This window comes from Roseovarius sp., from assembly GCF_048262375.1.
Classification (GTDB): domain Bacteria; phylum Pseudomonadota; class Alphaproteobacteria; order Rhodobacterales; family Rhodobacteraceae; genus Roseovarius.
Genome location: NZ_JBLXFE010000029.1, coordinates 1 through 26,606 on the forward strand (window position 1 = coordinate 1; position 26,606 = coordinate 26,606).

The 26,606-nt window shown below is 61.8% G+C and carries 22 protein-coding genes and 1 riboswitch; of the genes, 13 read left to right on the forward strand and 9 right to left on the reverse strand.

Annotated features, from left to right (window positions below; translation table 11 throughout):
• On the reverse strand, positions 1-302 hold a 302-nt coding region (locus tag ACN0SW_RS18420), incomplete at its 3' end, for an aldehyde dehydrogenase family protein (protein WP_417729388.1).
• Positions 303-415: 113 nt separating this feature from the next.
• Between ACN0SW_RS18420 and ACN0SW_RS18425 the strand changes: the two genes are divergently transcribed.
• Positions 416-1,321 (forward strand): LysR family transcriptional regulator, encoded by a 906-nt coding sequence (locus tag ACN0SW_RS18425; RefSeq protein ID WP_417729389.1) that lies wholly within the window; start codon positions 416-418, stop codon positions 1,319-1,321.
• 43 nt (positions 1,322-1,364) lie between these two features.
• Here ACN0SW_RS18425 and ACN0SW_RS18430 read toward each other — a convergent pair whose 3' ends face one another.
• Positions 1,365-2,051: an arylesterase gene (locus ACN0SW_RS18430; RefSeq protein ID WP_417729390.1), complete on the reverse strand. Its 687-nt coding sequence runs from the start codon at positions 2,049-2,051 to the stop codon at positions 1,365-1,367.
• Here ACN0SW_RS18430 and ACN0SW_RS18435 point away from each other — a divergent pair.
• The 4 genes from ACN0SW_RS18435 (at position 2,050) to ACN0SW_RS18450 (ending at position 8,126) form a co-directional block, all read left to right on the forward strand.
• A complete protein-coding gene (locus tag ACN0SW_RS18435; RefSeq protein WP_417729391.1) occupies positions 2,050-2,727 on the forward strand; it encodes an ABC transporter ATP-binding protein in 678 nt (225 codons plus the stop codon). The two genes, ACN0SW_RS18430 and ACN0SW_RS18435, sit on opposite strands and share 2 nt — an antisense overlap.
• Positions 2,724-5,246 carry an ABC transporter permease gene (locus ACN0SW_RS18440; protein WP_417729392.1) on the forward strand — a complete coding sequence of 841 codons (2,523 nt, stop codon included), beginning with the start codon at positions 2,724-2,726 and terminating at the stop codon, positions 5,244-5,246. Before ACN0SW_RS18435 ends, ACN0SW_RS18440 begins: the two co-directional genes overlap by 4 nt.
• Before the next feature lie 132 nt (positions 5,247-5,378).
• Entirely contained in the window at positions 5,379-6,245 is an 867-nt protein-coding gene (locus ACN0SW_RS18445) for an inositol monophosphatase family protein (RefSeq protein WP_417729393.1), read from the forward strand.
• Between the two features lie 96 nt (positions 6,246-6,341).
• Positions 6,342-8,126 (forward strand): helix-turn-helix transcriptional regulator, encoded by a 1,785-nt coding sequence (locus ACN0SW_RS18450; protein WP_417729394.1) that lies wholly within the window; start codon positions 6,342-6,344, stop codon positions 8,124-8,126.
• Between the two features lie 221 nt (positions 8,127-8,347).
• Here ACN0SW_RS18450 and gcvP read toward each other — a convergent pair whose 3' ends face one another.
• The 4 genes from gcvP to ACN0SW_RS18470 form a co-directional block, all read right to left on the reverse strand.
• On the reverse strand, positions 8,348-11,197 hold the full coding sequence (gene gcvP / locus ACN0SW_RS18455; RefSeq protein WP_417729395.1) for an aminomethyl-transferring glycine dehydrogenase: 2,850 nt from the start codon (positions 11,195-11,197) through the stop codon (positions 8,348-8,350).
• A gap of 122 nt (positions 11,198-11,319) precedes the next feature.
• The gene (gene gcvH / locus ACN0SW_RS18460) at positions 11,320-11,679 is read right to left on the reverse strand and encodes a glycine cleavage system protein GcvH (RefSeq protein WP_417729396.1); all 360 of its coding nucleotides are present in this window, start codon (positions 11,677-11,679) and stop codon (positions 11,320-11,322) included.
• A 21-nt stretch (positions 11,680-11,700) separates the two neighbouring features.
• Positions 11,701-12,825, reverse strand: a complete 1,125-nt coding sequence (gene gcvT, locus ACN0SW_RS18465; RefSeq protein ID WP_417729397.1) for a glycine cleavage system aminomethyltransferase GcvT — start codon at positions 12,823-12,825, stop codon at positions 11,701-11,703.
• A gap of 168 nt (positions 12,826-12,993) precedes the next feature.
• Positions 12,994-13,080, reverse strand: a riboswitch (glycine riboswitch).
• 31 nt (positions 13,081-13,111) lie between these two features.
• Positions 13,112-13,564, reverse strand: coding sequence for an RrF2 family transcriptional regulator (locus ACN0SW_RS18470; protein ID WP_417729398.1), 453 nt, complete (start codon positions 13,562-13,564; stop codon positions 13,112-13,114).
• Between the two features lie 59 nt (positions 13,565-13,623).
• Between ACN0SW_RS18470 and ACN0SW_RS18475 the strand changes: the two genes are divergently transcribed.
• Positions 13,624-14,226, forward strand: a complete 603-nt coding sequence (locus tag ACN0SW_RS18475; RefSeq protein ID WP_417729399.1) for a gamma-glutamylcyclotransferase family protein — start codon at positions 13,624-13,626, stop codon at positions 14,224-14,226.
• A 17-nt stretch (positions 14,227-14,243) separates the two neighbouring features.
• The gene (locus tag ACN0SW_RS18480) at positions 14,244-15,506 is read left to right on the forward strand and encodes a DUF2254 domain-containing protein (RefSeq protein WP_417729400.1); all 1,263 of its coding nucleotides are present in this window, start codon (positions 14,244-14,246) and stop codon (positions 15,504-15,506) included.
• On the opposite strand, the gene gltX is transcribed toward ACN0SW_RS18480, so the two are convergent.
• A complete protein-coding gene (gene gltX / locus ACN0SW_RS18485; protein WP_417729401.1) occupies positions 15,490-16,815 on the reverse strand; it encodes a glutamate--tRNA ligase in 1,326 nt (441 codons plus the stop codon). The genes ACN0SW_RS18480 and gltX overlap by 17 nt on opposite strands.
• A 65-nt stretch (positions 16,816-16,880) precedes the next feature.
• Entirely contained in the window at positions 16,881-18,212 is a 1,332-nt protein-coding gene (locus ACN0SW_RS18490) for an MFS transporter (protein ID WP_417729402.1), read from the reverse strand.
• A gap of 137 nt (positions 18,213-18,349) precedes the next feature.
• Here ACN0SW_RS18490 and ACN0SW_RS18495 point away from each other — a divergent pair, with 137 nt between their 5' ends.
• Both ACN0SW_RS18495 and ACN0SW_RS18500 read left to right on the forward strand, forming a co-directional pair.
• Positions 18,350-19,276, forward strand: coding sequence for an MBL fold metallo-hydrolase (locus tag ACN0SW_RS18495; protein ID WP_417729403.1), 927 nt, complete (start codon positions 18,350-18,352; stop codon positions 19,274-19,276).
• A gap of 54 nt (positions 19,277-19,330) precedes the next feature.
• Positions 19,331-19,726, forward strand: coding sequence for a metallopeptidase family protein (locus tag ACN0SW_RS18500; RefSeq protein ID WP_417729404.1), 396 nt, complete (start codon positions 19,331-19,333; stop codon positions 19,724-19,726).
• A gap of 48 nt (positions 19,727-19,774) precedes the next feature.
• Here the strand turns inward: ACN0SW_RS18500 and ACN0SW_RS18505 are convergent, their stop codons facing one another.
• Complete coding sequence (locus ACN0SW_RS18505) at positions 19,775-19,915, reverse strand: hypothetical protein (RefSeq protein WP_417729405.1); 141 nt, start codon at positions 19,913-19,915, stop codon at positions 19,775-19,777.
• 89 nt (positions 19,916-20,004) lie between these two features.
• On the opposite strand from ACN0SW_RS18505, the gene ACN0SW_RS18510 reads away from it, so the two are divergent.
• The 4 genes from ACN0SW_RS18510 (at position 20,005) to ACN0SW_RS18525 (ending at position 26,465) form a co-directional block, all read left to right on the forward strand.
• On the forward strand, positions 20,005-21,774 hold the full coding sequence (locus ACN0SW_RS18510; protein ID WP_417729406.1) for a calcium-binding protein: 1,770 nt from the start codon (positions 20,005-20,007) through the stop codon (positions 21,772-21,774).
• A gap of 373 nt (positions 21,775-22,147) precedes the next feature.
• Positions 22,148-22,870: an ABC transporter ATP-binding protein gene (locus ACN0SW_RS18515; RefSeq protein WP_417729407.1), complete on the forward strand. Its 723-nt coding sequence runs from the start codon at positions 22,148-22,150 to the stop codon at positions 22,868-22,870.
• Complete coding sequence (locus ACN0SW_RS18520; RefSeq protein WP_417729408.1) at positions 22,870-25,233, forward strand: ABC transporter permease; 2,364 nt, start codon at positions 22,870-22,872, stop codon at positions 25,231-25,233. The genes ACN0SW_RS18515 and ACN0SW_RS18520 overlap by 1 nt, the downstream gene beginning before the upstream one ends.
• Positions 25,230-26,465 carry an efflux RND transporter periplasmic adaptor subunit gene (locus ACN0SW_RS18525; RefSeq protein ID WP_417729409.1) on the forward strand — a complete coding sequence of 412 codons (1,236 nt, stop codon included), beginning with the start codon at positions 25,230-25,232 and terminating at the stop codon, positions 26,463-26,465. Before ACN0SW_RS18520 ends, ACN0SW_RS18525 begins: the two co-directional genes overlap by 4 nt.
• Positions 26,466-26,606: the final 141 nt, after the last annotated feature.

Genomic DNA, 26,606 nt, shown 5'->3' on the forward strand with positions numbered 1-26,606 from the left:
CCTTCGCCCCCACCCACCGCGCCACTCTCTGCACTGCGCGCCCCCACCTCGGTCCCAATGGCCACCAGCACATCATGGCGTTTTTGTATTCCGGCCCCCCACCAAATTGGCTGCGCCGCCCGCGCCGCGGCAATCGCCTCTTCCAGATCGTCACGCCCGGCCTGCGCATAGGCCCCGATCAGATCCGACACATCCGACGGGTTGCGATTCTCGATCCTTGTGTCCGATCCCCGCCAAGCGCCTGCGATAAAATTACCTGTCTGTTGCGTCACCATCCGCTCGTCCTTTTCGATCTCTTCCATGGGGTTCGGGGCCGCGCCCGCGCCCCGCCAACGATCTGCGATTGACCAAATTAAGGCAAACAAATATATTTTTAGATATCTTCAGTTTTTCTGAAACAGCCAACAGGTGAGACATGATCCGGACCGAAGCCTTGCGCGCCTTTGTCACTGTCACCGACCACGGCAACATCCGCGATGCTGCCGAAATCCTCTGCCGCACCCAATCTGCAGTCTCGATGACCCTCAAACAGCTTGAGGCGGAATTGGGCGGCCCCTTGTTTGAGAGCGATCGCAAAAGCAAGCTGACAGAGCTTGGTGCCTTCGTGCTCGACATCGTCGGCCCCTTGCTGCGCGACCACGACCGCGCCCTCGATCTGATCACCGGCTATGCACGTGGCTACACGGGCCGTCTGCGCATCGCGGCGGTGCCTTCGGTTGCGGCGCTGATCCTGCCCTCCATTCTCAAAGACTTCGTTCTCGCCCGCCCCGAGGCCGAAATTGACCTCTTTGACACCGACAGCGCCACGGTCCGCCACATGCTGCTACGCGGGGACACCGACCTTGGCCTTGCCAGCCCGGCCACAGAACCCGACGGGCTGCGCGCCATCCCGCTTTTCACAGATCCTTTGGTCTTTGTCTGTAACGCGGACCATCCGCTTGCGGCGCTAACCCGCCCCTTGGCGTGGCATCAACTGACGGGTGAGCGCCTAATCCTGAACGAGACCCTGAGCGCGCTCGCCGCCCCCGAGTTTCGCTCACTCGCCGCCCGCTCCCGCCTCTCGGTGCGCAACCTGACCTCGCTGCTCGCAATGATTCAGGCCGACGCTGGGGAAACCATCTTGCCGGGCCTCGCCACCCGCGCCCTACCCCAAGGCGTCGTGACCAGAGCCCTCGCAGACCCGGCCTGCACCCGCCGCGTCAGCCTGCTCGCGCGTGACGGGCGCACCCCCAGCCCGCTCGCCGCCAGCTTCATCGACCTGCTCTGTGACGCGCTTCCTGACATGGCGCGGCGCTTTGACCTGCGCGAACCTTATGAATGAACCGCGCGCACGTACGTTCAAACCGCACAATCGTACAGGTCGCCTAGTCTGCCTGCACCGCCTCGATCAACGCGCGCACCTGCGGCCCCAACCCTTCGACAATCCGTTCTACCCCTCGGGCATTGGGATGAATCCCATCCGCCTGAAACCACTCTTGCAGCGCAGCAGGATCACCGCCCCCCAGTCCCGCAAAGAAATCCGGTGCCAAGAGTGTTCCATAAGCTTCTGACAATTCAGGATAAATTGTATCAAAGGCGGATTTATACCCGGCCCCGTAATTGCCCGGAGCAGTAAGGCCGACCAGCAAAACCTCGACCCCCTGCGCCTGCGCCACTTTCAGAATACTCTCGATATTTTCGCGACTTACCGCCGGATCTATGCCCCGCAACAGATCATTTCCGCCCAAGGTCACGATCATCGCATCCACCTCCGGTGTCAGGCTCCATTCCACCCGCGCAGCCCCGCCTGCTGTGGTATCACCGGACACGCCAGCATTGATCAACTCCGCATCAACCCCTTGATTTTCCAACCATATCTGCATCTTCGGTATCAAGCCATCTTGCTCTGGCAGGCCATAACCTTGGGTCAGACTGTCCCCCAATGCCAGAACCGTGACCGGCTCTGCAGCCATCACGGGGCTGACAAGCCACAGAAACGCCGCTACCACCTTGTTCAAGAGCCGCGCGGCCCCATATGTCAGAAAACCTTTGTAAATCAGGCGCAAACGCATGAGTTCTCCTATTCTGTCCCTCACCGACGTCACATTGTCGCTTGAGGGAAACGCCGGTCTTGTGCGGATACTCCACGGGATTTCTCTGGATGTCCACAAGGGCGAGACTTTGGGCCTGATCGGCCCCTCCGGCTCGGGAAAATCCTCGCTTCTCATGCTGATGGGCGGCCTCGAACGCGCCACCTCTGGCCGGGTCATGGCCTTGGGCAATGACCTCTCTGCGATGAATGAGGATCAGTTGGCCCGCCTGCGGCGAGAGAATTTTGGTGTTGTTTTTCAATCATTTCACCTCATTCCGACGATGACAGCGCTGGAAAATGTGGCCACCCCGCTCGAACTCGCAGGCGCGCCTGATGCCCATCACCGCGCTCAGGAAGAACTGGCAGCGGTCGGTCTGGCTGCACGCGCAGGTCACTACCCCTCGCAGCTCTCGGGCGGCGAACAACAGCGCGTGGCCCTCGCCCGCGCCGCCGCCCCACGTCCGGCGATCATCCTCGCGGATGAACCCACCGGCAATCTCGACAGCACCACAGGTGCTTCGATCATCGAACTGCTTTTTGGGCTGCGCGACCGGCATGGGGCGACATTGGTGCTCGTCACCCATGACCCAAATCTTGCCACCCGCTGTGAGAAGGTGATCAGCCTGCGCGATGGCCGGATTGAGGTCACGTCGTGAGTCTGCGCATCGCGGTTCGCCTTGCCCGCCGTGAATTGCGCGGCGGATTGCGTGGATTTCGCATCTTTCTGGCCTGTGTAATCCTCGGCGTTGCGGCCATCGCGGCCGTCGGCACGCTGCGCGAAAGCATCCGCGCGGGGCTCACCGAACAGGGTGCGGCTCTGCTCGGCGGCAATGCAGAACTGGAACTCACCTACCGCTTCGCCACCACGCCCGAACGCGAGTGGATGAACCTAAATGCCGACAAAGTATCGGAAATTGCTGATTTCCGCTCTATGGCAGCAGCCCCTGACGGGCGTCGCGAACTGACGCAACTCAAGGCGGTGGATAATGCCTATCCGCTGGTTGGTACGGTTGGCCTTGCGCCCGACATCCCGCTCGGCACAGCGCTTGCCGGTGCGGAGGGTCTGCCCGGCGCGGTCATGCAGCCCCTGCTTGCGGCGCGCCTCGGGATCAAACTGGGCGATACGTTTCGCTTGGGCGAGCGCGAGTTTCGCCTGATGGCGGAACTGATCAAGGAACCGGATCAAAGCCGCGCAGGCTTTGGCCTCGGCCCGCGCACCATCGTGGCACGCAGCGCCTTGAATGGATCAGGCTTACTTAGCTCTGGCTCACTATTTACCACGAAATACCGTCTCCTCTTACCTCAGAACGCCGATCTGGCGGCATTTGAAACCCGCGCGATGCAAGACCTCGATGGCTCTGGCTTTCGCTGGTCCGACGCCCGCAACGCCAGCCCGCGCGTTGCAGAATTTGTAACCCGTCTGGGGGCGTTTCTGGTGCTGGTGGGTCTCTCCGGGCTTGCGGTGGGTGGCGTCGGCATCTCAGCGGCCCTACGCGCCTATCTCGCTGGCAAGGTGCAGGTCATCGCCACGCTGCGCACACTCGGGGCGGATCAGCGTACGATTTTTCTAACGTATTTCATACAGGTAGGCGTTCTGTCCCTGATTGGGATCATAGGCGGCCTCATCCTTGGGGTGGGCCTTCCAGTCTTGCTCGGGCCATTCCTCGCATCCCGACTGCCGGTGCCTGCCGTGTTTGTGCCCTACTCAGCCCCGATGGCCGAGGCGGCGCTCTACAGCGTGCTGAGCGTCCTTATTTTCACCCTCTGGCCCCTCGCCCGCGCCCGCAATGTGCGCGCCGCCGCCCTCTACCGCGAGGCCGCAGGCGCGAGCCAACGCTGGCCCGGCTGGCCTTGGGTCGCAACTACACTTCTGCTCATCGGGGTTCTGGTGGGTACGGCCATCATTTTCTCCGGCAATCTGCGCCTGACCCTCTGGACTGCAGGCGGCATCGGCGGCGCGCTTGCGGTGCTCGCCGCGGCGGCCATACTGGTGCAACGACTGGCCCGCGCCCTGCGCCCGCGCCTACGCGGGCGCCCCGCCCTTGGCTGGGCCTTGGGCGCGATTGGCGGACCGGGCACCACCGCAGGTCCGGTCATGCTGTCGCTCGGACTGGGCCTTGCGGTGCTTGCCGCCGTCGGCCAGATTGACGGCAACCTGCGCCGGGCCATCGCCGCCGACCTGCCCGAGCGCGCACCCTCTTTCTTCTTTGTCGATCTGCAAAAGGACCAGATGCCGTGGTTTCTGGAACGGCTCGAGACTGACCCCGCCGTCAGCAGAACAGACAATGCGCCCATGCTGCGCGGCATCATCAGCCGCATCAATGGCCGCCCCGCGACCGAGGTCGCACCGGGCCATTGGGTCGTTGAGGGTGACCGCGCCGTCAGCTACGCCGATGCCCTGCCCGCCCGGACGAAAATCACCGCGGGCACATGGTGGGGCGAGGGCTATACCGGGTCGCCGCAACTCAGCTTTGCCGCCGAAGAGGCGATGGAGATGGGTATCGGCATTGGAGACGAGATCACGGTCAATATTCTGGGCCGTGACATTACGGCCCCCATCACCTCGCTGCGCGAGGTGGATTTCTCCAGTGTTGGTATGGGCTTTGTCCTCTTGATGAACCCCACGGCGGTCGCCGGTGCACCGCATACCTTTATCGCCACCGTCTACGCCGACAGCCAAGCCGCCGAAGAAGCCATTCTGCGCGATGTTACCGACCGCTACCCAAATGTCACGGCGATCAACGTCCGCGATGCCCTTATTCAGGTGACCGATCTCTTGGGTGGGCTTGCCTCGGCCACCTCTTGGGGCGCGTCCGTGACGCTGCTCACCGGTTTTCTTGTGCTGATCGGCGCGGCGGCGGCGGATCAACGGGCCCGCACCTATGAGGCCGCCATCCTCAAGACCCTTGGCGCGACGCGCGCGCGCATCCTCCTGAGCCTGATTCTGCGCGCCGCAATCCTTGGGGCAGCCGCAGGGCTGGTCGCACTGGGCGCGGGCATTGGCGGCGGCTGGGCGGTCAGCTATTTCGTGATGGAAACCCCCTTCACTGTGATCTGGCCTTCGGCGCTTGGCATCATTCTTGGGGGCATGCTTGTCACCCTCTTCGCCGGTATGGGATTTGCCTTGGGTCCGCTGCGCACCCGCCCCGCGCGCACCTTGCGCTCACGCGAGTGATGGTTTTGGCGGGGCTCTATCTTGCAGCAATTACGTCCGTGAACCGGGGAAAACCCCGAATTTTTTGGACAATGCCGCGTTGATTTCACGCGGCAGGGCTGGCACTCCAACGGGACCATGACAGGAGACGCCATGACCGATTCTCTGCCCATCCCGCTCTCGGCGCCGTTCACGCCCGCACAGCAGACCATGCTGATCAATCTTGTGCGCCGCGCCGCCCGGTCCGAGATCATGCCGCGCTTTCGCACCATAACCCGCGACGATGCCAGCACCAAATCCGGTCCGCATGATCTGGTGACAGAGGCAGATCATCAGGCCGAGGCGATGCTGGCGCGGGGGCTTCAGAGAATGTTCCCACATGCCCTGATCGTGGGCGAAGAGGCGGTGGCGGCCAAACCTGCCCTCCGGGATGACGTGTCAGAGGCAGAACTGGCCATCATCATCGACCCGGTGGATGGAACATGGAATTTCGTGCATGGCCTGCCGCTCTTTGGCGTGATCATCGCTGTTACCCGTTTTGGCCGTCCGGTTCTCGGACTGCTCTATGACCCGGTATCTGACGACTGGATCATCGCAGATGAGACAACACCGGCCCGTCTGGCCGCAGCCCTTGGGGCCGAGCGTCCGGTGCGCATCTCGCGCGGCGGCGATCTGGCGGATTTGCAGGGCTATATGCATTACTACCTGATGTCACAGGCACACCAAGAACAACTCGCCCCGCTGTTACCTGCTCTCGGGCGCTGCATTGCCTTGCGCTGTTCCTGCCACGAGTATCGGCTCTTGGCTCAGGGGGCTGTGGATTTCGTGATGTCGGATGTTCTGAACCCTTGGGATCACGCAGCGGGCGTGCTCGTCTGCCAACAGGCAGGCGGCGTTGCGCGCATGCTCGACGGGCGTGACTATTCAACGGCGATATCCAAAGGCGTATTGCTCAGTGCCGCCAATGAGGCAACATGGGCGCGGCTTCGTGATCACTTTGCGTGTCTTTTAGACAGATAAAGCCACAATGAGACTTTTCATTTGCCTTTAAACCGCCATGTCTGCATGACTGAATAAAGGCTCAGGCCCGTTTTTGAACCCCATCGGATTTCAGCTATGACATCGACCCGGCGCATGACGGATCAAATCGACGTTGTAACTCTGTCCGACTCGGACAGGGATGCGGCGATTGACAGGCTCTATGACGTGGCGCTCGACCCGGCACGTTACGAGGCCCTGCTCGATCATTGGGAGAGCGCGATAAGCCCGCTGCGGGCACGCGTCGATATCCGCATGCCGCATTTGCTGAATGATCCGCAGATTGCTGAGCATTTCCGCCGTGCCACCGAATTCCTCGATCGCCTAGCCCCGGAAGAAACGGATGATGGGCTGAATGCCATGCTGGCCCCGTTTGACAGGGTGCCCGCCCTGTTGCTGGATCGCAGCTATCATATTCGCGCCGCCAATGGCGCCGCACGCCAAGCCATGGTGCTGCCTGAAACGGCGCAGATTGGTGACCTGCCGATACACGCGGCCGATATGGAGGCGCTCACCAGCGCGCTTGATATCATGTTCGACAGCCGGGAAAAGGATACCGCTGTTCTGCGGGTGCGTGCGGTACAGGCTGATCATCTGATCGTCTTTCGCCTGCAACGCTGTATTGCCTCTGATGGTACGATCTTGGTTCTAGCCGCCTCGAACGCCGTAAGCATGCCTCCGGGGTTCTGTGAAATCCTGATCGAGGCCTTTGACCTGACCCAGACCGAGGCCGAAATCCTGTGCCACCTCGTCGATTGCCGGAGCGTGAATGACATAGCCGTCGAGCGTGGACGCTCTGTGGACACGATCCGCGCACAAATCAAATCACTGCTCGCCAAGACCGAGACTCATTCGCAGCTGGAACTGGTGCGGTTGGCGCTGTCGATGATCGACATGACCGCCATGACCGTGCGCACCGCCCCCGGTCCGCGTGTGGTCAGCCGGGGCTTTGCAACACTGGCGGAACGCGATTTCAAATCACTTATCACGCCAGACGGGCGGCGGGTGGATTACCTCATACTCGGGGCGCAACGGGGTCGTCCCGTGCTCTATTTACCGCTCGATTTCGGGTTGGTGCGCTGGCCCGCCTCGGCCGAGGCCTGTGCCGCCCTGCGCGGATTGAAGGTGATCGTGCCATTACGGCCCGGATATGGCCTGTCCGACATGGTCGACCGAAGCGTGGATTATGATGCGACGCTGCTAGAGGACACCATGCGCGTACTTCAGGCCGAGCGGGTGACGCGCTGTCCCATCCTGTGTTTCAGCGGCGATGCCTATTACGCAGTCAAACTGGCCCGCGCCCACCCCTTCGCTTTCAGCGGAATCGTCGCCTGTTCCGGCATGTTGCCCCTCACCCGCCGCGAACAGTTCGAGCGGATGCATAAATGGCACCGCTTCATCATGGCGGGTGCCAAATACACGCCGCATCTGTTGCCCTTCATGGTCAAGGCGGGCTTCCTGCTGGCGCGCAAGATCGGCAAGCGGACTTTTCTGCATGCGGTCTACGGAAACTCTGCGGCCGATGTGGCGACAATTGAGGATCCAGAGGCATTTGAGGCGCTCGCCACCGGCTCCGAAGTCGCGCTCTCCGAAAACCACAGCGCCCATGAGGCGTTTTCGCGCCAGCTCGTGTCCGGCCAACTCGACGATTGGAGCGCGGAGGTCGAGGCCCTCAGGGGAAAGTTGCCTGTGATCTTCATCAACGGAACCCAAGATCCGCAAGTGCCCTTGGCTACCGTTGACGAATTTCGCCGAGACTATGACTGGATCGAATTCCATCTTCTCGAAGATGCCGGACAGCTGGCATTTTTCCGGCATTGGCGTGTGGTTCTGGATCACTTAACACCATTGATTGCAGACTAATGCGCGATCATACCCAATTTGGGGTATGACAGACTCATAATATTCACGATAGCGTGAGATTACGTGATCAGAGCGGTCAATGTGAGTGATGGCGCAACCGTTCCTATCGCATCTCCGCCCCTCGTTTTTGGGTCGGATTGTTTTTAAAGCAGCAATTTTTCAACGGTGAAGGCGGCCCGCAAAGGCCGCCTTTTTCTCATTCCGCCAGCCCGTGCTGCGATTTACTCCGCAGCCTCGGAATAATCCTCAAGCGGTGGACAGGTGCAGACCAGATGCCGATCACCGTAAACATTGTCCACGCGGTTGACGGGGGGCCAGTATTTGTCCACACGGAACGCCCCCGGCGGGAAACAGCCCTGTTCGCGGCTGTAGGGGCGATCCCATTCACGCACCAGATCTTCCATCGTGTGCGGCGCGTTCTTGAGGGGGTTGTTCTCTGGGTCGATCCGGCCCTCTTCAATGTCACGGATCTCTTCACGGATCGCCAGCATGGCGTCGATGAAACGGTCCAACTCTGCCTTGGTTTCGGATTCGGTCGGCTCGACCATCAACGTGCCCGCCACCGGCCAGCTCATCGTCGGCGCGTGAAATCCACAGTCGATCAACCGCTTGGCGATATCGTCCACGGTCACGCCTGCACTCTCGGCAAAGGGCCGCACATCAAGGATGCACTCATGCGCCACCCGGCCGCCCCGCCCCTTGTAGAGCACCGGATAGGCCCCCTCCAACCGCTTGGCGATGTAATTGGCATTCAGGATCGCCACCCGCGTCGCCTGTGTCAGACCCGCGCCGCCCATCATCAGGCAATAGGCCCATGAAATCGGCAAGAGCGAGGGCGAGCCAAAGGGCGCGGCACTGACCGGGCCCTGTTCACCCCCTGTTTCGGGATGACCCGGCAGATGCGGCACCAGATGCGCCTTGACGCCAATCGGCCCCATGCCAGGTCCACCACCGCCATGCGGGATGCAGAACGTCTTGTGCAGGTTGAGATGGCTGACATCGCCACCCAGATCACCGGGGCGGGACAAGCCCACCATGGCATTCATATTGGCCCCGTCGATATAGACCTGACCGCCGTGATCATGCGTGATCTGGCAAACTTCGCGCACGGTTTCTTCGAACACGCCATGGGTTGACGGATAGGTGATCATGCAACCCGCAAGGTTCTCGGAATGCTTCTCGGCCTTGGCGCGGAAATCCTCTACGTCGATATCGCCATTTTCTGCCGATTTGACCACCACCACGTCCCAACCCACCATCTGCGCGCTGGCCGGGTTGGTGCCATGGGCGCTGACCGGGATCAGGCAGACGCGACGATGCCCCTGACCCTGCGCCCGGTGATAGGCGGAGATGGTCAGGAGGCCCGCATATTCCCCCTGCGCGCCCGAATTGGGCTGCATCGAGATCGCGGCATAGCCGGTGATATCGCAGAGTTTGGCGCTCAGGTCGTCGATCATCTCCTTATAGCCAAGCGCCTGATCGGCGGGCACAAACGGATGCAGTAACGAGAACTCGCGCCAACTGACCGGCATCATCTCGGCTGCGGAATTCAGCTTCATCGTGCAGGAGCCAAGCGGGATCATCGCCCGATCCAGCGCCAGATCACGATCCGCCAGCCGCCGCATGTAGCGCATCATCTCGGTCTCCGCCCGATTCATGTGGAAAATCGGATGAGTCAGATACTCGCTCTCGCGCTGCAACGCATCAGGGATGCGGTATTCAGGCGTGAAATCGCTATCCTCCATGATGATGCCAAAGGCGCGCCAGACCGCCTCGATCGTTGCAGTCCGGCTCCGCTCATCGAGCGTGATACCTATCTGCGTCTCGCCCACCTGGCGCAGGTTGATCCCCTCGCGCACCGCTGATTGCAGCACGCCACGCTGCAAGAGCCCGACATCGACCGTGATCGTGTCAAAGAAATCGCCTGGCTCGACGTGAAAACCTGCCGCCTCCAGCCCCTTGGCCAGACGCACCGTCTTGCGGTGGATGCGCTGTGCTATCGCACGCAGCCCCTTGGGGCCGTGGAACACGGCATACATCGACGCCATCACCGCCAAGAGCGCCTGCGCCGTGCAGACATTCGAGGTGGCCTTTTCACGGCGAATGTGCTGTTCGCGGGTTTGCAGGCTCAAACGGTAGGCGCGGTTGCCATGGCTGTCGATCGACACGCCAACAATCCGCCCCGGCATGGCGCGCTTATGGGCATCCTTGGTCGCCATATAGGCCGCATGCGGCCCACCATAACCCACCGGCACACCAAACCGCTGCGTTGAACCCACAGCGATATCCGCCCCCATGGCGCCCGGCTCTTTCAGCAGGGTCAGTGCCAGTGGATCAGCGATCACGATGCCTAGCGCGCCGCTGTCATGCAGGGCTGCAATCTCGGGGGTGAAATCGCGCAGCGTGCCATAGGTGCCGGGATACTGGAAGATCGCGGCAAAGACCTTGTCCGCCTCCAGATCATCCGGGCTGCCCACGATCACCTCGATCCCCAGAGGCGCGGCGCGGGTCTGGATCACGGCAATGTTCTGCGGATGGCAATTCTCATCGACAAAGAATGCCTTGGATTTGGATTTGGCAACACGCTGCGCCATGGTCATGGCCTCGGCCGCCGCCGTCGCCTCATCCAAGAGCGAGGCATTGGCGATCTCTAGGCCTGTCAGGTCGCTGACCATGGTCTGAAAATTCAAGAGCGCCTCCAGCCGTCCTTGACTGATCTCGGGCTGATAGGGGGTATAGGCCGTATACCACGCCGGGTTTTCAAAGATGTTCCGCTGAATCGCGGGCGGCGTCACCGTGCCATGATAGCCTTGGCCAATCAGCGAGGTCAGAACCTTGTTCTTGGACGCGGTCTGCCACATGTGAAACTGCAGTTCCTGCTCTGACTTTGGCTTGCCAAATTCGAGCGGTTTTTCCTGCCGGATGGATTTCGGCACGGTCTCGTCAATCAGTGCCTCAAGAGACTCGACGCCCAACGCCTTGAACATCTCAGACATTTCGTCCGGCGAGGGGCCGATATGACGGCGGTTGGCAAAGTCATAAGGCAGATAATCGGTCGCTTTGAACGACATGGTTTTGTCCTCATCAGATCGCGGGGGCGGCATCGCGCCAGCCAGCCGCTTCTTCTTGGCAAAAATACTTCCGCCGGAGGTCCGAAACGCTTCGAGAGGTTCCGCGCCTCCGGCGGACGGGGTCAGGCGATATGGGCCTGATAGGCGGCCTCATCCATGTAATCGTCCATCTGGCTCGGATCAGAGGGCTTGATCTTAAAGAACCACGCATCGCCCATCGGGTCCTCGTTGACCTTGCCCGGATCATCCAACAGCGCCTCGTTGACCTCGACAATCTCGCCGTCAATCGGGGCCAGAATATCCGAGGCCGCCTTGACGCTCTCGATCACCACCACTTCGTCATCCTTGCTGACCTCGGTGCCCACCTCGGGCAGGTCAACAAAGACCACATCCCCAAGTTGCTCGCTGGCATGCTCGGTGATGCCCACGACCACGACGTCATCCTCGACGCGCAGCCATTCATGTTCTTCAGTGAATTTCATCGCTTTCCGGCTCCCTGTTGCTCAGCGTTTGAAAGTTGCGGGGGTAAAGGGCAGCTTGGCCACCCGAACGGGCAGGCGCTTGCCGCGCACTTCACCGAATAGCTCTGCCCCCTCGGCAGCAAAGTCGTGAGGGACATAGCCCATCGACATCGGCGCCTCGATCGTCGGGCCGAAGGCGCCAGAGGTGACATGGCCGATGGCCTCACCGCCCTCAGCGGCCGCAAAGAGCGGCGTGCCCTCACGCATCGGCGCGCGTCCTTCGGGCCGAAGCCCGACACGGGCGCGGGGGGCACCCTGTTGCAATTCGCGCAGAATACGGTCCGCGCCGGGAAATCCACCTGCGCGCGCGCCGTCCGCCCGGCGGACCTTCTGGATGGCCCAGCTCAGGCTGGCTTCAACCGGTGTCGTGCCGGTGTCAATGTCATGGCCATAGAGGCAAAGCCCCGCCTCAAGCCGCAGACTGTCGCGTGCGCCCAATCCAATCGGTTCCACATCCTCATGCGCCAGAAGGGCGCGCGCCAGCGGTTCGGCCTGCGCCTCGGTCACGGAAATTTCGAACCCGTCTTCGCCGGTGTAGCCCGAGCGGGACACCCACAATTCGCCAAACTCCGATCCGAACATGCCCACATCCATGAACCGCATCGCGGCCGCGTCCGGCACCAGCGTCGCCAGCACCGCCTCGGCAGCAGGCCCCTGCAACGCGAGCAAGGCGCGATCGGAGATTTCCTCGACCTCGACCCCCGCCAAACCGGCGCGCAAATGCGCGACATCAGCGGCTTTGCAGGCGGCGTTGACCACGACAAACATGTGATCGCCGCGATTGGCCAGCATCAGATCATCAAGGATACCGCCCGCGTCATTGGTGAACATGCCATAGCGCTGTCGCATCACGCCCAGCCCCAGCAAATCCACCGGCACAAGCGCCTCAACCGCCTCAGCCACGGCGGCATAGCCCCCCGGCGCACGCAGGATCACCTGTCCCATATGGCTGACATCGAACAGTCCCGCTCTGGCGCGGCAATGCAAATGCTCTTTCATCACGCCGAGCGGATATTGCACCGGCATCTCATAGCCCGCGAAGGGCACCATCTTGGCCCCCAACTCGCGGTGCAACACATTAAGTGGTGTCTTGTGCAGATCAGACATCCGCATCCTTCCCTTTGCCTCTGGGTCCGGATCATCAGTTGATCAGTCCGGCACCGCCAATGCGCAAAACCTGTTACTGGCCGCGCCACGATGCCCCCTCTGTCCTTTTGCCTGAGATCGCTATCCCGTCGGCGCCCCGGTGCAGTTCCGGGGACTCTCCAGAGTTCCGTGATCGGGCAGGTCCTTGCGCCTGAGAGTTTCCGGGGCGGTTGCTCCTTCGGCACTGGCTTGCGCCAGTTCTCCCTATCCGATCTGGAGTGTACGCTAGTATACAGCGCGCACCAGTTCAAGCCCGTTTGAGACAGGGCGCTGCTGAAAAAATCGTGAAGAGCGCCTGATTGTCGCAAACAAGCGCATCCAGCGTCACCTCATCAAGATGGGTATAGAACGCCTCAACCGCGTCCACCAGCGCCACACGCAAGCGGCAGGCCTCAGTCAGGGGGCAAGTGTTGTCCACATCGGCAAAACATTCAGCCACGGGCGTGTTCTGCTCCAACTGGCGGAATACATCGCCAACGGTGATTTCCGCCATCGAACGCCCAAGCCGAACGCCGCCGGTGCGTCCCCGTTGCGTGTAAAGAAACCCCAGCTGCGACAACCGGTTGATGATCTGCGCCAAATGGCTCTCTGAGGTGTTGCAGCGCTCCGCAATCTCGGCTTTGGTGACAAGGCGGTCATTGTTCGCGGCGCAAAACATCAACAGCCGGATGGCGATATTGGTCCGTTTGGTGATCCGCATGACTGGTCCTGACCTCTGGTTGAATGGATTGAGTCTTGCGTCGAAACGGTGACGGAACCATGATTCAGATCAAAGCCGGAACAAAAACCGTGATTAAAAACTCATATTTCTTTGGCTACGGCAGCCTTGTTAACCGCGAAAGCCACAAGTTTGCGGGGGCGGTTCCAGCACAACTCGGCGGTTGGCAACGGGTCTGGCGACACACGAATCTGCGGCCGGTGGCCTATCTAACGGTGGTACCCGATCCCGAAGCCGTGATTGACGGGCTGATCGCCCCCGTGCCCGATTCTGACTGGCCCGCACTTGATCTGCGTGAGGCGGCCTATGTCCGCACGCCCGTCGCGCATCAGGTGCGCCATACCCTGCCCCATATGCCCGAAATCGCCGTCTACACCATCCCCGAAGGCCACCACGCCGCCCCCACACAAACCCATCCCATCCTGCTCAGCTATCTGGATGTGGTCGTAAAAGGCTACATGCAAGAATTTGGTGCAGAGGGCGTTCAACGGTTTTTTGACACCACCCATGGCTGGGAGGCACCCATTCTCAATGACCGTGCAAAGCCGCTCTACCCTCGGCACCAATCCCTCAGCGCGCAAGAGCACGCCGAGACCGACCAGCATCTTGACAGGCTTGGCATCTCCCCCATTGCCGCCCCCTGATTGACAAAGGCCCGCATGTGAAAATCCACATCCTCTCGACCCCGGCCCTCTACGTCCTACGCCTCAGCCGCAAGCTCTGGCTGCGGGTGGCACTTTTTGCCCTGCTGGCGGTTTTGGCTTCAGCGGCAGCAATCCTGCTCGAAGACAAGATCCCCGGTGGCCTGAAGGATCGCTTCACCCCCAAAGCGGTGATGCCAATCCTCACCATTCTGGCGTCAGGCATGCTCGCGGTCAGCACCTTCTCGCTCAACGTGATGGTGACAGCCCATAACGCGGCTGCAGGCCAGACCACACCAAGGGTGCATAGTATTCTGCTGGCGGATACAACCACACATACGGTTCTGGCCACTTTCATCGGTGCCTTCGTCTATGCGCTGAGTGCAATCATCCTCTTTCAAACGGGGTTTTATCCGGACGGGGCCAGCGTTCTGGTTCTGGGCTTTACCGTGGCGGTTGTGGTGCTGGTGGTGGTGGCGCTCTTGCGCTGGATTCACCATCTGAGCAATCTGGGCAGCATGGAGGCCACGCTGCATTCGATCGAGCAGGCCACCCGCAACAGCCTGATCCGGGCACGCAGCCTGCCGTCGTTGGGCGCGCGAGCCCTAACGCCCGACACTGTCTTGCCGGTTGACGCCCGCCCGCTCCACGCCCCCGCGACCGGCTATCTTCAACTGATCGACATGCACGCGATCAGTGAAAAACTGGGCACCGATCAGACCCGCGTGTATCTTTATATACGACCCGGCGACTATCTGATCACCGGCCAGATCATCGGGCACGCCATAGGTCTGAGCGCTGAAGAAGAAAGCGCCATCTGCACGAACCTCACTATTGCTGCAACCCGCAGCTTTGAACAGGATGCGGCGTATGGCCTGCTGGTGCTATCGGAAACCGCCTCGCGCGCACTCTCGCCGGGTATCAACGATCCGGGCACCGCAATCGCCGTGCTCTGTCATCAGGAAAAACTCTTGCTCGACTGGGCCTACGCCTCGGATGGCGAGACACAACCACGGTTTCCCCGGCTCTTTCTGCCTGAGACATCGCGCCAGAGCATGATCGAGACGGCATTCGCCAGCATCGCCCGCGACGGGGCAGGACAGATCGAAGTCGCCCTGCGCCTGCAACAGGTCTTGGCCCGCCTCGCCTCTGCGCCTGACGTCGAACTGGCTCAGGCCGCACGTGACATGGCGCAGCATGCGCGCGAGCATGCCGACCTTGCGCTGTCACTGGAACGTGACAAGACCCGGTTACGCGCGGCTCTCCTCAGCTCTTCGCCTTGATCACCTGCAAGAGCGGCAGGACTTGTGCCATCTCCGGCCCATGCAACTGACCCGTCAACGCCTTGCGCAGTGGCATGAACAGGCCCTTGCCCTTGCGACCCGTCGCCTCCTTGACGGCGCTGGTCCAGCTACCCCACGTTCCAGCGTCATACGGCCCCTCGGGCAACAGCGCCATCGCCTGCGCCACGAATTCACGGTCTTCCTCATCGATCACCGGCTCCGCACCGTCACGGAATAGCGCCCACCACCCCTCCAGATCCTTGAGCGTGGTGATGTTCTCGCGCGTCACCTCCCAGAATTGCGGAGCCAGTGCCTCGGGCACACCAATCTCGGCAATCTTTGCCGCCACCGCCTCATACGGGCGCGCGGCCAGATGCCGCGCGGTCAGCGGAAACAGATCGTTCTCATCGAACTTGGTCGGGGCCGCGCCAAATCGCTCGATATCAAAGCCTTCGATCAACTCTGCCATCTCACTGCGCAATTCCACCGGATCGGCAGAGCCAAGACGCGCCATCAGGCTAAGCAGCGCCATCGGCTCTACCCCCTGCGCCCGCAAGTCGCGCAAGGAGAGCGCACCCAGACGTTTGGACAGCGCCTCGCCTTGTGGACCGGTCAACAGCGAATGATGCGCGAATTGCGGCGGCTTGGCCCCAAGCGCCTCGATGATTTGAATCTGCGTCGCAGTATTGGTGACATGATCAGAGCCTCGCACGATATGCGTCACCCCCATATCCACATCATCCACGACCGACGCCAAGGTATAGAGAACCTGACCATCGCCGCGAATGAGCACTGGATCACTGACCGAGGCTGCATCAATCGAAATATCGCCCAGAATGCCGTCATGCCATTCGATCCGCTCTTGGATCAGCTTGAACCGCCACACACCGTCACCGCGCTCAGCGCGCAGCTTGTCCTTATCCGCGTCACTCAGCGCGAGGGCGGCGCGATCATAGACCGGCGGGCGTCCCATGTTGAGCTGCTTCTTGCGCTTGAGATCCAACTCCGTCGGCGTTTCGAACGCCTCATAGAACCGCTCCATTCCACGCAACCGGTCAGCCGCCTCGGCATAGCGGTCCAGCCGCTCGGATTGCCGCTCCACACGGTCCCATTGCAAACCCAACCACTCCAGATCCTGCTTGAGCGCATCAACATAAGCTTCTTTCGAACGCTCGGCGTCGGTGTCATCAATCCGCAGGATGAACGTGCCTCCCGCGCGCCGGGCAATGAGAAAGTTCATCAGCGCTGTGCGCAGATTGCCGACATGGATGTAACCGGTGGGCGAGGGGGCAAAACGGGTGGTGATCATGGGCGTCTCCTGACTCTGTCGCGCGATGTGTCACAGCCGTGCCCGATTGTCCAGATTGCGGCGGATCACCCTTGGGTAGGCCAAACACGGTGTTCATCGTCAATCACCACGGGATGCGCGTGCCTGCGCCCGGCATGGGCGCGCAGATGCGGATGATCAGGCGGCAGGTCGGGATGCTCATGCCGGGGCGCGTCGGGCGAACCGGCAGGCCACAGCCACACTGCCGCGAGCAGCCCCAACACCGCCAAACCGGCCAGCAACATCAGCGCCGGCCCCATCCCAAGCGCCTGCCCCAACCAGCCGGCCAACGGGTAACTCACCAGCCAGCACGCATGGCTGAGCGCGAATTGCGCGGCAAACACAGCCGGGCGATCCTCGGCATGGGCCGAGCGCCGCAAGAGCCGCCCCGACGGCGTGAGAATCCCCGAGTACGAAAACCCGATCATGCCCCAGATCAACAGGAACGCGCCCCAGCCCACTACCCCGCCAAGCCAAAGCGCGCCCCCCATGACCCATGCCACCGCAATCAGGCTCCGCGCCGCCGCCACCATCACCCACCGGTCCGTCACATGCCCCAGAAGCCGGGGCAACATCAGCGCGGCGACCATGGACCCTGCCCCAAAGGCGGCCATGGCCAGCGCCAGATCGCTCTCGCGCCCGCCATAACCATGCCGTACCAAAACGACAGTATTCACCAGCACGAACGCCCCGATCGAGGCCGCCACGAAATTGAGCGCCAGCAACCCACGCAGCCGGGGCGTGGCCAGATAAATGCGCAGCCCCCGAAACAGACGCTCGCGAAAAGACCGATCAGCCACGGTGCCCTGCACCCTTGGAAACGCCGTCACGGCCACCAGCAGCGCCGATCCCACGAACCCTGCGACCGTACCCAGAAAAAGCCAGTGATAGCTCATCACCACAAGCAACATTCCCGCAAGCGCCGGGCTGACAAGGTTCTCCAGGTCATAGGCCATCCGCGACAAAGACAGAGCGCGGGTATAGTCCCGCTCATCCGGCAGCACATCGGGCAGGACCGCCTGATAGGCCGGGGTAAAAGTGGCCGAGGCAGCCTGCAGGATGAAAATCAACACATAGACCTGCCAAAGGTCGGTCACAAAAGGCAGGCACAGTCCGACGCCCGCACGCAACAGGTCTGCGCCGATCAGCACGGCCTTGCGCGGCAGGCGATGCACCACGGCCTGCGCTATGGGCGACAACCCCACATAGGCGCCCATCTTGATCGTGTAGGCGGCCCCCAAAACCAGCCCGGCGCGATCCCCCGCCAGATCATAGGCCAAAAGGCCAAGCGCAACGCTCAACAGGCCCGTGCCAATCAGCGCCACGACCTGCGCAGAGAACAGGCGGGCGTAATCGCGATTTTGAAAGAGGGTCAACATATCGGCACGCTAGCTCTTGGCGCGAGGGTTTAGAAGAGAGGATCGCAGATGCGCTACCCCCTCAACTTTGTGTGAACGCCAATCGCACTACATCAAACTGCGCTACTGTCTGTGAGGAACAAAAACAGGAGGTTTTCATGTCCCGCATTACACTCACCCGCCGCGCTGTTCTGGGCGCGGCTGCCGCTTTTCCGCTGGCCGGTATCGCCGGAACATCCGCGCGCGCGGCGGCCCCGATGCTGGGCGCGGCCACCACCCGCTTTAACCGCGTGGCGCTTGGCGACTTCGAGGTAACGACCCTCCTCGCCGCCACCATGCCTCGCCCCGATCCGCATAGCATCTTTGGCCTCAATGCGACCGCCGAAGAGTTTGCCGAGGTTTCCGCCGCCCACAACATCCCCACCGATCAGGCGCAGTTCTTCTTTACCCCGACGGTGATCAATACCGGCGCGGAACTGGTGCTGTTTGACACCGGGCTCAACCCCGATGCGATCACCGGCGCACTCGCTGCGGCGGGCTATACCCCCGATCAGGTCGATGTCGTGGTCATCACCCATATGCACGGCGACCACATTGGCGGGCTGATGGGCAAAGGTGGTTCGGTGACGTTCCCCAATGCCCGCTATGTGACGGCCAGCGCAGAATTTGACCATTGGGCCGGAGCTGCCAATGAAAATTTCGAGGCCAAGATGCGCCCCTTGGCCGAAAAGACCGAGATGATCGCTGACGGGGCCAGCGTGGCCTCGGGCATCACCGCCATGTCCGCAGCGGGGCACACCCCCGGCCATACCGCCTATATGATCGAGAGCGGCGGCAAATCGCTGGTGATCGCCGCCGATTTTGCCAATCACTATGTGTGGTCGCTCGGGCATCCCGATTGGGAGGTGAAGTTCGACATGGACAAGGCGCAGGCCGCCGCCACCCGCCGCAAGGTTCTGGGCATGCTGGCCGCCGACAAGATCCCCTTTATCGGCTATCACATGCCCTTCCCCGCCGTGGGCTATGTCGAGGCGCGCGGCGACGGATTCCAATATGTACCCGCCAGCTATCAGCTGATGCTCTGACCCTATGCGTAGGGGCGGATTTACATTCCCGCCCCCGCGCCCCATATGCCGGGCATGAACCGGCCCGCCCCCGATCTTGCCAGCTTTGAGGATATGGCCCGCACCGTCCTCACCACGCTACCCCCGGCCTTTCGCGCAGCGGCGCAGGATGTGGCGTTGCTTGTCGTGGATTGGCCGCCCGATCACCTGCTCCAAGAGATGCAGATCGACGACCCACTCGATCTTACCGGCCTCTACAACGGCATCCCCCTGACCGAAAAATCCCAATTCGACCAACCGCTTGGCCCTGACGCGATCTGGATTTTCCGAGAACCGATCCTTGCGGAATGGCGCGACCGCGGCGATATTGAACTGACCGATCTCATCATGCATGTGGTGGTGCATGAATACGCCCACCACTTTGGTTGGTCGGACGAGGATATCGCGAGCATCGACCGCTGGTGGGAATGACCGGACTCAGGTCAGCCGGTCGATGATCCGTGCGGCGGCGCTCAGTATTTAGGACCAGATATCGAGAGCGCGGTACCCCTCTTTCATATCCTCGGCGTCGAGCTTGGCCAAGGCATCACCGACAGCCTGATCGACCTCGACATCACAATCTCGGCCGGATGAAACCGCAAGGGTTTTGCCTGCTTCCAAGGTAGTTGATTGACGGCGGACAATGCGCCCCGATCATCGTGGGTTTAGGATGAAAAAGTGGATCATTCTCAGCAAACAAGGAGATCGCGATGCCTCATCAAAATGGCAAACCTGACTGGACAAGTGGAAACCCCGGACTCAACCCTGGACGTGGCGGGGGCGGCAAGCCCGACGGTGCAGGCAACAAGAAGGGTGATTTGTTCGGCGATCAGCTTGTGCTTTACCGCGACCTGACCCCAACTGATGGCGGCGGGAACGGCGAGCCCGTGCTGGACGGCAACGGCCAGATCATTCCCGTCGGCTACGACCCGACGATGGTTCTGGGTGGAGACGACGGTTTGTTTCCGATCTATTTTGAGGCCGACGCAGAAGGCGATTACGAGATTCCGGTCGAGCTATTGCCATATGTACAAGAGGTGGAACTTGAGCGCGCCAACGTCGCCCGCGCACCGGCCAAGGTGCAGGAAAAGGCGCTCGCCGCAGCCCTCGACAAGGTTCTGAATGCGGATGTCATCCAGACCGACCCGGCTGGCCGGATCATGTTCAGCAACGACGGTGGCACCACTTTCTCGACAATCGATGCGCCGCTCGAAAATCTCGCGCTCTATCAGTATCTCATGACGAATCCCGATGGCTCGGCTGGCGGGTGGCCGGACGTCACGGATAACTGGGACCCGGTTTTCCAAGCTCTTCTTGGTCCCGACGCGACCGATCCGGATTGGGATCCCTCTGCACTGATGGGTGCCGCGTGGAGCAAAGAGGGTAAAATCACCCTCGACGCCCTGCTTTACGAGAACACGACACTCGGGGTCAACAAGGTGACCGGGTCGGGTGAAACACTCAACATCACCTATTTCGATTTCAGCGACCCGGCTGGTGAATTGTACGATTACGACCGGGCCGCGACCTATAGCGATACCTGGCTTCGCTGGATCGAAATAGAGGACGGAGCGCCCACTTTCAAATACGGGACTGTTTACGACGCAGTGTTCGGGGGTATTCAATGGGAAGATCAATATCTTCTTCTGAACGATCAGGGCACTACCGACCCCGCTGATGACGAATTCGACTATGTCGCGGCGACCGGATCGGGCCTGAACGACTTCGCGGCAGCCGCCGATGACAGCCGCGCTGTGATCGAGTTCATCCACAACGTCCAGGCGGTAGAGGTCGATGAAAGCGAGGTTCCGCCAGAGTTCCTGCCCGATGCTTTTGTCACCACCTTGTCTGCGGTCACGGTAATACCGCAAGACGGCGAGGATCATGACGGTGGGCATGACGAGGGGGATGATGATGGACACGATCACGAGTCCGAGATCATCATGGGCACGAACCAGCCCGATAATATCGAGGCCGGTGGTGGCCCGCAGGAGATCTACGGCCTGAACGGCGGTGACCTCGTCCAGGCCGGTGGTGGGCCAGACAAGGTCACTGGTGGCAATGGTGCCGATCATCTGTTTGGCGAAGGCGGGCCTGACATGCTCCGCGGCGGCAATGGGCCCGACACCCTCGAAGGAGGGCATGGCATGGATACGTTGACCGGCGGCAACGGCCCCGACACCTTCGTCTTCGCGTCGCCACAGGACGTGCCCGGCCACGGAGAATGCGACGACGGACGTCGGGAAACGATCACGGACTTCGACCTTGACATTGATGTCTTCGACGTCAGTGCGCTGCACTTGGACGGGTTCAGCTCAGGACCTGAAACCTACCACGTTTGGGCCGAACAGGTCGGAGAGAATTCTATGGTCTACATCGACACAAACGGCTCGCTTGCCGGCGATCATCCGGCCGAAATGGGCATTCTGCTTCTGGATGTTGACGCAGACCAGTTATCTGCGGACCACTTCATATTCTGACGTGCCCATAATGCTCGGACGCACCCCGTTTCGACGGGGTGCGTTTTTTGGCTGGGCGCTTTGGAATGCTGACAAAGCCCGGATCGCGTCTGAACACGGAATTCTCGGGTACGGTCAAAGCGCAGGTTCTCGTTCGCGACACGTCCAAACACCCAATCACCGGACCGATTGTTGGCATCTTGCCTAAATCGGTGCTTGCTTGTTGTTGGTGGTGGAGGCTTTACTGGTCCGGAATAGATGGCTTCTCGAAATCGGTCTAGATCGTTGACCCGAGTGCACTCGGTTCTGTCAAATGGGGTGTACGAAGTCTCAGCCCTGCTGAGATTGTTGTCAGTCAATGAGGAAAACATCCTCATGAAATTACAATGGAAACATGTCCCGTCTTCCACAGAACCGCGCAATCCTCAGAACCAAGGCGGTCACCAAGATCTACCGCTCGGGCGAGGTTGCCGTGCATGCTTTGCGTGGCATTGATTTCGCACTCTATCCGCATGAGGTCGTCGCACTGCTCGGAGAATCCGGATCCGGTAAGTCCACGCTGCTCAACATCCTCGGAGGGCTCGACCGCCCGACCTCCGGCCGCATCTTTTTCAGGGAACGGGAAATCACCGATCTGGGTGACGACGATCTGACTGAGTTCCGGCGTGCCCACGTGGGCTTCGTCTTCCAGTTCTATAACTTGGTACCGAGCCTGACGGCACGCGAGAACGTGGCGCTCGTGACCGAGGTGGCCGACAACCCGATGCGGCCAGAGGAAGCGCTCGATCAGGTGGGTCTCTCGGCGCGGCTCGATCATTTTCCCTCCGAATTGTCGGGAGGCGAGCAGCAGCGCGTCTCGATCGCGCGCGCCATCGCAAAGCGTCCCGAAATTCTGCTCTGCGACGAGCCGACAGGCGCACTCGACAGCAAGACCGGCGTCACGGTTCTCGACGCGCTGATCGAGGTGAACCGCAACCTTGGCACAGCGACCGCACTCATCACACACAATGTCGAAATCCGGCGCATTGCCGACCGCGTGGTATACATGGCGGACGGGCGGATCACGCACGAAGAAAAGAACGAGACCCGCGTCGCCCCCTCGGAGGTAAGCTGGTGATGCGGATGCTCGACCGGAAGCTCCTGAGGGACCTGAGTCGCATCTGGGGGCAGTGCCTCGCCATCGCAATGGTGCTTGGCTGCGGGATCATGGTGCTGATCCTGTCGAGCGGAACACAGCGCTCTCTCGAAGCCACGCGAGCCGCATACTATGAGCACAACCGCTTTGCCGACGTCTTTGCGACCCTCACCCGCGCACCGCGGAGCCTTCTGACCGAGCTCGCGCAGATCAACGGCGTAGCGCGCAGTGAGGGGCGCGTGGTTTTCACCGCCATGATCGACCTCGAGGGCAAGCCCGAGCCCGCCTCTGCGCTCGTCATCTCGGTACCGCCAAGCGGTGAGCCGGTCCTCAACCTTCCTCTCGTCCGGCAGGGGCGGATGCCCCGCCCCGACCATCTCGAGGAGGTTGCCGTCTCTGAGGCGTTCGCCGAAGCCAACGGTCTCCGTCCCAGCGACCGCTTCCGAGCCGTTCTGAACGGCCAGATGCGGCCTCTGGTGATCGTGGGCGTCGTGATCTCGCCGGAATACATCTACACCGTCGGCTCGGGCGCGATGGAACCCGACGACGAGAATTTCGGCATTCTCTGGATCAGCGAACGCGCGGCGGCCGCCGCCATGGACCTTTCGGGCGCGTTCAACGACCTTACGCTGACGCTCGCACGCGGCGCGGACGAGCGGGCGTTGATCGCGGAGGTGGACCGCATCCTTGCGCCCTATGGCGGAACCGGCGCCTACGGACGCGACCGGCAGCCCTCCAACGTCTTCATCGAGGGCGAGTTAAAGCAACTCGGCACCATGGCGGCGGTGCTGCCGCCGATTTTTCTCGCGGTCTCCTCGGTGCTCGTGAACATGGTCCTGGGACGGCTTGTCGCGCTCGACCGGGGGCAGATCGGGTTACTCAAGGCGCTCGGCTACCGCAGCCGCACCATCTCGGCGCATTACACCAAGATGACGGTGGGGATCGGCATTGCCGGGGTTCTGCTCGGCTGGGCTTTCGGCTGGTGGCTGGGCCACGAACTGACCGAGATCTACACGCGCTACTTCCGGTTCCCTAGCCTGCTCTACCGGCCTGGCGCCGCACCGCTCGCGATCTCGGGAGTGCTTGGGATGGCTGCTGCAGTCCTCGGCGGCCTGCGCGCCGTGAGGGCCGCGACACACCTCCCGCCGGCCGTCGCCATGTCGCCCGCAGCACCACCTGTCTATCATCGCGGCTGGCTCGACCGGCTGGGTGAGGTCCTGCGCCTGCGGCAGACGACCATGATGATCTTGCGCTCACTCATGCGCTGGCCCGGCCGCGCCGCAGTGACGCTCTTCGGGGTTAGCGGTTCGGTTGCGGTGCTGGTCGCATCCTTCTTTACGTTCGACGCCATCGACCTGATCCTCAAAGACCTGTTCGACCATGCCAACCGACAAGACGCGACAATCACGCTCTCCGGTCCCGTCAACGTGCGCGCGGAACAAGATGCGCTCGCCTTGCCGGGCGCGATGACCGCCGAGGGTCTTTATGCCGCACCGGTCCGGCTGGTGAACGGCACACGCTCGCGGCTGGTCAGCCTTCAGGCGCGCGCGCCAGAGGCCCGGCTCTCGCGGTTGCTCGATGCCGATGGTGAGGTGATACAGCTACCCGTAAGCGGCCTTGCCCTTGCAGCGGGTCTCGCCGAAGCGCTCGATGCGCAACCCGGCGACCGTCTCAGGGTGGACCTCCTGAGTGCCCCGCGCGGAAGCTGGGAGATCCCGGTCTCCGCCGTGATCCGCCAGAGCCTCGGGCAGGATGCCTACATGAACCGCGCGGCGTTCTTCCGGCTGATCGGACAGGCTCCGCAGGTCAACATGATCCATCTGGCCATCGACGAGAACAGCCTCTCCAAGCTTCAAGCGAGGGTACAGGAGACACCGACCATCACGCGTTTCACGCTCTGGGGCGACATCCGCCGCCAGTTCGAGGACACGCTCGACGAAAGCCTCGTGACAATGACCGTGATCTTCGCCTCGCTCGGGATGCTCATCACCATCGGCGTGGTCTACAACGCGGCACGCATCCAGCTGGCCGAGCGGGCCTATGAGCTTGCGTCGCTTCGCGTGCTGGGGTTCCGCCGGAGCGAAGTGGCCTATGTGCTGGTGGCCGAACAAATGCTCCTGACCCTCATCGCCGTGCCGGTGGGCTGGCTTGTCGGATACGGCTTCTGCACCTTGATGGCAGAAGGCTTCTCGACCGAGGTTGTCACGATCCCGGTGGTCGTGACCCGCCGCACCTACGCCGTTGCCGCATTGATTGTGATCCTGACCGCCCTTGCCTCGACACTCGTCGTGCGGCGGAGGCTCGACCGCATCGATATCGTCAGTTCGCTCAAGCAGAAGGAATGACCGTGTCTGTTTCCGCCCGTACGATCTGGATTTCCGTGGTTGCCGTTGCAGTCTTGGGCGGGCTCGTCTGGGCGCTCCTGCCCGCGCCCGTGCTTGTCGATCTGGTCGCCGCGCGCCGCGCCCCGATGCAGGTCTCTGTTTCCGCCGAAGGGATCACTCACGTCCGCGAGACCTGGCGCATCACCGCGCCCGTCACCGGTGAGGCGCGGCGCTCGCCCGTCCAAGTCGGCGACGCCGTCATCGGCAACGAGACCGTCGTCGCGGTGATCGAGCCCGCCGAACCACCCTTCCTTGATGCCCGCGCGCGCAGGCTGGCAGAGGCCGCGATAACCGAGGCGGAGGCCGCGGTACGCCTGGCCGAGGCGAACCTCTTCCGCGCCGACACGGAACACAAGCATTTCGAGGCCGAACTTGAGCGGAGTCGCGCATTGACCGAACGCGGCACCCTTGCACCGTCCATGTTGGAGGATGCCGAGCAGGCGGCGCTCTCAGCGCGCGCCGCGCGGGACGTGGCGCAGTCCGATCTGGAGATGCGTCGCGCCACGCTCGCTCGGATGGAAGCTCAATTGGAAGGCCCCGAAACACCGACCGGGAAAAGCCCCGCTGCCTGCTGTATCGAGATCTTGGCACCGCGCACCGGCGTCGTCCTCGAACTGGCGGACGAAAGCGCGCGGCTTGTGCCCGCAGGCGAGACGCTCCTTACCATCGGCGATCCGACGGACCTCGAAATCCGTGTCGATCTTCTTTCGAACGATGCCATCGGCGTGGTCCAGGGCACGCGGGCCCGCATCGAGCGTTGGGGCGGCGACACGGTTCTCGACGCCGAGGTCCGGCAGATCGAGCCTTCGGCCTTCACACGGATCTCCGCGCTTGGTATCGAGGAGCAGCGTGTGCCACTCGTCCTCGACATTCTGACCCCGTCCGTACAGCACACGGGCCTCAGCGACCGCTACCGCGTCTATGTCACGCTCGTCATATGGGAGGGGGAGGACGTGCTACAGGTGCCGCAAAGCGCGCTCTTTCGAGCCGCCGGCGATTGGGCGCTGTTCGTCGAGCAGAACGGGCAGGCGATTTCAAGAACTGTGGAGGTTGGTCGCATGTCGGGGGATTGGGCCGAGATCATCGAGGGCGTCGCAGAGGGAGAGCACGTGATCGCATATCCCGGATCCTCCATCCAGGACAGGGTGCGGATTGAACCACGTAAGACTGGAGTTGGCAAATCCGCATATTGAGGCTTACAACGTTTCTTGACCATCCGCTAATAGCGACAAGGCAAGCGCGCCAACGGGTGCCGAATGAATCGCCCCGGGTTTACCGGAGACCTATAGCTTCATTTCACGCGACCATATCGAGCACGTCGCGCTGTGCATAGA